This is a genomic window from Sphingomonas bacterium, assembly GCF_903644135.1.
Taxonomy (GTDB): Bacteria; Pseudomonadota; Alphaproteobacteria; order Sphingomonadales; family Sphingomonadaceae; genus Sphingomonas.
Window position 1 is genome coordinate 1 of sequence record NZ_CAHJXA010000178.1, and the last position, 5,772, is coordinate 5,772.

A 5,772-nucleotide genomic window follows, 5' to 3' on the forward strand; every position below is an offset into this window, starting at 1 on the left:
CGCGGCAAGCGCTTCCTAATGGCGACGCTGTCCGACGCCAGCGGCCAGTTCGTCGCGACCTGTTTCGACGACGCCGTCGCCGACGACCTGCTGGAGGCCGCCAAGGTCGGCGGCTGCGGCCTCGTCACCGTCGAGCTCGACCGCCGCCCCGGCGAGGACATGCCGCGCGTCACCGTCAAGCGCATCCAGCCGTTCGAAGGCCTCGCCTCCACCGCGCGGTTCGCGGTCGAGGCGGTGGTCGACGACCCCGCCGCGCTGGTACCGCTTGCCGCGCTGCTCGCCGATCACCGCGGCGCACGTGGCGAGATCCGGGTTCGCACCCGCGTCGCGCAAGGAGAGGTGGTGGTGCTGATCGGCCGCGACTTCCTGCTCGACGGCGAACTGGTGACGGCGATCGAGGCGATCCCCGGCATCGGCGAGGTGACGCTCGACCGTGCGACGCCGCAACTGGCGCTGGTGGGCTGACTGGAAGCACCGGCGATTTCGCGCTTGCACAAGCCGGCCACGCCCGGCAGCTTCCGGCGATGATCGCTGCCCAACCCATCCTGCGCGCCGGCGCGAACGAGGCGCGTGCGATCACCCTGACCGCCCGGCCGGAGGCGCTACGCCTCGACCCGACCGAGACCGCGGTCGTCGTCATCGACATGCAGAACGCCTATGCCAGCGAGGGCGGCTATGTCGACCTTGCCGGCTTCGACATCGCCGGCGCGGCGAGCGTCATCGGCCGCATCGCCCAGGTGCTCGCCACCGCCCGCGCTGCAGGGATGGCAGTCGTCTATCTGCAGAACGGCTGGGACGAGGAGTATCAGGAGGCCGGTGGCCCGGGCAGCCCCAACTGGCACAAATCCAACGCACTCAAAACGATGCGGGCCAAACCTGAGATGGCGGGGAAGCTTCTCGCGCGGGGCGGCTGGGACTATGATCTTGTCGACGCGCTGAAGCCCCAGCCCGGCGACCTGCGCGTCCACAAGACCCGCTACTCAGCATTCTTCAACTCGCAGCTCGACAGCGTCCTGCGCAGCCGCGGCATCCGCAACATCGTCTTCGTCGGCATCGCCAGCAACGTGTGCGTCGAGAGCACGCTGCGCGACGGCTTCCACCTCGAATATTTCGGGGTGATGCTGGAGGATGCGACCCATCATCTCGGTCCGGCAATGATGCAGGAAGCTACGGTCTACAATGTCGAGACGTTCTTCGGCTGGGTCAGCACCGTTGCCGATTTCTGCGGCGCGTTCGGCCAGCTTGCGCCGTCCGCTTCCGGGGAGTGACCATGCCGTTCGAGCCGATCAACCCGCCCCAGTTCCCGACCCCAATCGCGCCTTACTCGGCAGCGGCGAAGGCGGGCAACACCGTCTACGTCTCCGGCGTGCTGGCGCTTGGCGAGGGCGGAGTGGTGCTGAACCCCGGCAATATCCGCCTGCAGACCAAGCATGTGCTGGAGACGATCAAGACCACGCTGGAGGCCGCCGGCGCGACACTCGCCGACGTAGCAATGAACCACATCTTCCTGAAATATCTCGGTGATTACGCTGCGTTCAACGAGGTCTATGCCGAGTATTTCCCGGGCGACAAGCCGGCGCGCTACTGCATCATGTGCGAAATGGTGAAGCCCGACTGCCTGGTCGAGATCGCCAGCGTGGCGCACCTCTGATGCCGGTTTCCGCGACCGGGCTCCACTATGAGTTCTATGGTGACGAGGGCCTGCCCCCCGTCGTCCTGTCGTCGGGACTGGGTGGGCTCGGCTCCTATTGGGAGCCCAATCTGCTCGCGCTGGCTGGGGATTACCGCGTCCTTGCCTATGATCACCGCGGCACCGGCGGATCGCAGCCGGAGGTCGAGGCATCGCAAACGGTGGCGGCGATGGCGGCGGATGTCGCGGGGCTGCTCGACGAACTAGGCATCGACGAGCCGGTCGGCTTTGTCGGCCATGCCCTTGGCGGCCTGATCGGGCTGCAACTGGCCATGGACGATCCCGGTCGCATCCAGCGGATGATCGTGGTCAACGGCTGGGCGGCGCTGGATCCGCATACCCGGCGCTGCTTCGAGGTGCGCGGGGGGATGCTGCGGCTGCAGCCGTCGCTCTACCGCTTGGCGCAGCCGCTGTTCCTGTACCCGCCCGCCTGGATTTCGGCCCACGACGCCGAACTCCGCTCCGCCGAGCTGGAGGCACCCGGTCTTCATCAAAGCGATGCCACGCTGCTTGCGCGCATCGACTCGGCAAGCAGCTGGGACCCCGGCGCTTACCGGTTGGGTACGGTGACGATCCCGGTGCTGTGCGTCGGGGTCGAGGACGACTTCCTGGTCCCGGCCGCCTGTGCGGAGACGCTGGCCGGGCTGCTCGGCAAGGGCAGCCATGCGTCCTTCGCCACCGGTGGCCATGCGATCAACATCACTCGGCCGCAGGAGTTCGTCCTGCGCGTCCAGGACTGGCTTCGCTGATGCAGGTCGGCGTCTTCGTCCCCATCAACAACAACGGCTGGCTGATTTCGGAGAACGCACCGCAGTACCAGCCGAGCTTTGACCTCAACAAGCGCATCGCCGTCGCTGCGGAGAAGCACGGCCTCGACTTTCTGCTGTCGATGATCAAGTTGCGGGGCTTCGGCGGCAAGACCGAATTCTGGGAATATGGCCTGGAGAGCTTCACGTTGATGGCCGGCCTCGCCGCGGTCACCGAGCGGATCAAGATCTTCGCGACCTGCCCGACCCTGGTCATCCCGCCCGCCTTTGCGGCGCGGATGTGCAACACGATCGATTCGATCAGCCACGGGCGGTTCGGGCTCAACCTCATCACCGGCTGGCAGCCGCATGAATACACCCAGATGGGGATGTGGCCCGGCGACGAGCATTTCCGCAACCGCTACAAGATGTTGGACGAATATGCTCGCATCCTGCGCGAACTGTGGGCGACCGGGGTGAGCGACTATAAGGGCGAATATTACCGAATGGACGACTGCCGCGTCCGGCCGCAGCCGGCAGGCGACATGAAGATCATCTGCGCCGGCTCGTCGGACGAGGGCCTCGCCTTCTCGGCCAAGTGGGCGGACTATGCCTTCTGCCTCGGCAAGGGAGTCAACACGCCGACCGCCTTTGCCGGCAACAACGAGCGGCTGGCGGCGGCGACGGTGAAAACTGGGCGCGACGTGTCGGTGTTCGTGCTGGTCATGGTGATCGCGGCCGAGACCGACGATGCGGCGATGGCCAAGTGGCGGTCATATAATGACGGTGTCGACCTGGAGGCGATCGCCTGGCTCGCAGATCAGGGGGCCAAGGACACCCACAACACCGACACCAACGTCCGCCAGCTCGCCGCGCCGGAGGGAGCAGTCAACATCAACATGGGCACGCTGGTCGGCAGCTATGCCAGCGTCGCGCGGATGCTCGACGAGATGGCGACGGTGCCGAACACCGGCGGCGTCCTTCTCACCTTCGACGACTTCGAGGAAGGCGTGGAGGCGTTCGGGACGCGCATCCAGCCGCTGATGCGGTGCCGACAGCAGATCGCCGCCGGCTGACCGTCAGAGCTCGTTCTCCGTATCGCCGGTCGGCTCGGGATCGGGCGCATGATTGCCGTAACCGGCACCTGATTCCTCTTCAGGCTCTTCGCCCATCGTGTCGTCCGGCTTGTCGGCGGGGTTCAGTGGCTCGCTCATGTCTGTCTCCTTCGCCAGGATAACGAAGCGGGGGCGCGTCGGCTCCGCTCAGCCGAACAGCTCGCCCTGATCGCCGCGCGGCGGGCGGAACAGGTCAGTACGCAGCACCAGCCGTTCGTTGGCAAGACCGTGCTTGCGGCAGGCGAGGCGGAAGCGGGTGCGGAGCAGGTCCGCCCAGGGCCCCTGGCCCTGCATCCGCGTGAAGAAGTCGGGATCATTGTCGCGACCGCCGCGGATGGAGCGGATGGTCGCCATCACCTTGCCCGCGCGATCGGGGAAGTGCGCGTCGAGCCAGGCACGGAACAGCGGCGCGACCTCGTGCGGCAGCCGCACTGGCAGGAAGAACACGCCGCGCGCGCCGGCCTCGGCGGCGCGCTCGACCAGATGCTCGATCTCGTGATCGGTGATCTGCGGGATCACCGGCGCGATCGAGACGAACACCGGCACCCCGGCGTCGGCGAGCCGGCGCACCGCGCGCAGACGGCGTTCCGGCGCAGGCGCACGCGGCTCGACCGTCATCGCGATGCGCGGGTCGAGCGTGGTGACCGACACCACCACCAGCGCCAGCCCCCTGGCGGCCATCGGCGCGAGCAGGTCGAGGTCGCGGACCACGCGGTCGGACTTGGTGGTGATGCTGACCGGGTGGCCGGTCTGGCTCAGCACCTCGATGACGCTGCGGGTGATGCGCCACTCGGCCTCGATCGGCTGGTATGGATCGGTGTTGGTGCCCATCGCGATCGGCCGGCAGAGATAGCCCGGCTTTGCCAGCTCCTCGCGCAGCAGTGCCGCCGCAGTCGGCTTGGCGAACAGCCGGCTCTCGAAGTCGAGGCCGGGCGAGAGGTCATGAAACGCATGGCTCGGCCGCGCGAAGCAGTAGATGCAGCCATGTTCGCAGCCGCGATAGGCGTTGATCGAGCGGTCGAACGGCACGTCGGGGGAGGCGTTGCGGGTGATGATCGTGCGCGGCGTCTCGACCGTGACGGTGGTGCGCAGCGGCGGGGCCGCGCCGTCGATCGCCTCGGCCATGTCGAGCCAGTCGCCATCCACCTCGATCTCGGGCAGGTTGAAGCGCCGGCTCTCCCGGTTGTGGGTGGCACCGCGGACGGGGCGGGATCGGCTCTGCGCCATTGCGCCGGGCTAGCAGGGTGTGTAGAACACAACAAGAACAAAAGGAGCGAGCGATGACGCGCAACACCTATATCGAACTGCCGGTGGCCAGCACCGGCGATGCCAAGGCGTTCTATCAGGCGGCGCTCGGCTGGACCTTTGCCGATTTCGGGCCGAGCTATGCCTCGACGATGGAGGGGACCGGCGACATGGGATTGCAGGCCGATCCGGCGGAGAAGACCACGGCGCTGCTGCCGGTGATCGAGGTGGCGGACGTGGCGGCGACGCTGGCGGCGGTCGAGTCGGCGGGCGGCACGGTGACGCGGCCGGTGTTCGCCTTTCCGGGTGGGCAGAGATTCCACTTTCGCGATCCCAACGGGCACGAGCTGGCGGCGATGCAGCCGGGGTGAGGCTCAACGCTCGGTGAGGCGCGGCATCAATTCGACGAAGTTGCAGGGCCGATGGCGGTTGTCGAGCTGGCTGGCGAGGATGCCGTCCCAGCCATCCTTCACCGCACCGGTCGAGCCCGGCAGCGCGAAGATATAGGTGCCGCGCGCGACGCAGGCGCAGGCGCGCGACTGGACGGTCGAGGTGCCGATCTTGGCATAGCTGAGCCAGCGGAACAGCTCGCCAAAGCCGGGGATTATCTTGTCGGCGACTCGCTCCACCGCCTCGGGCGTGACGTCGCGGCCGGTGACGCCGGTGCCGCCGGTGGTGACGATGCAGTCGATCGCCGGGTCGTCGATCCACTGGTGGAGGTGCGCGGCGATCGCGTCGGCGTCGTCGCGCAGGATCGCGCGGTCGGCGAGGACGTGCCCCGCCGCCGTCAGCCGCTCGACCAGCGTGTCGCCGGAACGGTCGTCGGCCAGGCTGCGGGTGTCGGAGACGGTGAGGACCGCGATACGGACCGGCAGGAAAGCCGCGTCCGCGTCAATCGGCATGGGCGAGGGTGCCCGTCTGCGGCGAGACGCTGGCGCTGAGCGCGAGCGCCGCCGGCGGTGCGGGCCGCGGCAGC

8 protein-coding genes and 1 pseudogene are annotated in these 5,772 nt (G+C 67.9%); 6 read left to right on the forward strand and 3 right to left on the reverse strand.

The features are described 5' to 3' along the window. From HUU96_RS10085 to rutA, 5 genes and pseudogenes are all read left to right on the forward strand, one after another. A pseudogene (locus HUU96_RS10085) lies at positions 1-465 on the forward strand (DNA polymerase III subunit alpha); the annotation flags it as partial. 59 nt (positions 466-524) lie between these two features. Then, positions 525-1,268 (forward strand): pyrimidine utilization protein B, encoded by a 744-nt coding sequence (gene rutB / locus HUU96_RS10090; protein WP_174292683.1) that lies wholly within the window; start codon positions 525-527, stop codon positions 1,266-1,268. Between the two features lie 2 nt (positions 1,269-1,270). Continuing rightward, the gene (locus tag HUU96_RS10095; RefSeq protein WP_174292684.1) at positions 1,271-1,651 is read left to right on the forward strand and encodes a Rid family hydrolase; all 381 of its coding nucleotides are present in this window, start codon (positions 1,271-1,273) and stop codon (positions 1,649-1,651) included. Continuing rightward, positions 1,651-2,439 carry a pyrimidine utilization protein D gene (rutD, locus tag HUU96_RS10100; RefSeq protein ID WP_174292685.1) on the forward strand — a complete coding sequence of 263 codons (789 nt, stop codon included), beginning with the start codon at positions 1,651-1,653 and terminating at the stop codon, positions 2,437-2,439. Before HUU96_RS10095 ends, rutD begins: the two co-directional genes overlap by 1 nt. After that, on the forward strand, positions 2,439-3,512 hold the full coding sequence (rutA, locus tag HUU96_RS10105) for a pyrimidine utilization protein A (protein WP_174292686.1): 1,074 nt from the start codon (positions 2,439-2,441) through the stop codon (positions 3,510-3,512). The genes rutD and rutA overlap by 1 nt, the downstream gene beginning before the upstream one ends. Before the next feature lie 3 nt (positions 3,513-3,515). On the opposite strand, the gene HUU96_RS15270 is transcribed toward rutA, so the two are convergent. After that, positions 3,516-3,650: a hypothetical protein gene (locus HUU96_RS15270; RefSeq protein WP_302480235.1), complete on the reverse strand. Its 135-nt coding sequence runs from the start codon at positions 3,648-3,650 to the stop codon at positions 3,516-3,518. Between the two features lie 48 nt (positions 3,651-3,698). After that, positions 3,699-4,778, reverse strand: coding sequence for a PA0069 family radical SAM protein (locus tag HUU96_RS10110; RefSeq protein WP_174292687.1), 1,080 nt, complete (start codon positions 4,776-4,778; stop codon positions 3,699-3,701). A 53-nt stretch (positions 4,779-4,831) separates the two neighbouring features. Here HUU96_RS10110 and HUU96_RS10115 point away from each other — a divergent pair, with 53 nt between their 5' ends. After that, positions 4,832-5,167: a VOC family protein gene (locus HUU96_RS10115; protein ID WP_174292688.1), complete on the forward strand. Its 336-nt coding sequence runs from the start codon at positions 4,832-4,834 to the stop codon at positions 5,165-5,167. Positions 5,168-5,170: 3 nt separating this feature from the next. Here the strand turns inward: HUU96_RS10115 and moaB are convergent, their stop codons facing one another. Then, positions 5,171-5,698 carry a molybdenum cofactor biosynthesis protein B gene (gene moaB / locus HUU96_RS10120; RefSeq protein ID WP_174292689.1) on the reverse strand — a complete coding sequence of 176 codons (528 nt, stop codon included), beginning with the start codon at positions 5,696-5,698 and terminating at the stop codon, positions 5,171-5,173. Between the last annotated feature and the right edge of the window lie 74 nt (positions 5,699-5,772).

What these genes read in the sequence shown, in the direction of transcription:
- moaB (WP_174292689.1), bottom strand. Translation starts at nt 5,698, where the DNA reads ATGCCGATTGACGCGGACGCGGCTTTCCTGCCGGTCCGTATCGCGGTC.
- HUU96_RS10115 (WP_174292688.1), top strand. Translation starts at nt 4,832, where the DNA reads ATGACGCGCAACACCTATATCGAACTGCCGGTGGCCAGCACCGGCGAT.
- HUU96_RS15270 (WP_302480235.1), bottom strand. Translation starts at nt 3,650, where the DNA reads ATGAGCGAGCCACTGAACCCCGCCGACAAGCCGGACGACACGATGGGC.
- HUU96_RS10110 (WP_174292687.1), bottom strand. Translation starts at nt 4,778, where the DNA reads ATGGCGCAGAGCCGATCCCGCCCCGTCCGCGGTGCCACCCACAACCGG.
- HUU96_RS10095 (WP_174292684.1), top strand. Translation starts at nt 1,271, where the DNA reads ATGCCGTTCGAGCCGATCAACCCGCCCCAGTTCCCGACCCCAATCGCG.
- rutA (WP_174292686.1), top strand. Translation starts at nt 2,439, where the DNA reads ATGCAGGTCGGCGTCTTCGTCCCCATCAACAACAACGGCTGGCTGATT.
- rutD (WP_174292685.1), top strand. Translation starts at nt 1,651, where the DNA reads ATGCCGGTTTCCGCGACCGGGCTCCACTATGAGTTCTATGGTGACGAG.
- rutB (WP_174292683.1), top strand. Translation starts at nt 525, where the DNA reads ATGATCGCTGCCCAACCCATCCTGCGCGCCGGCGCGAACGAGGCGCGT.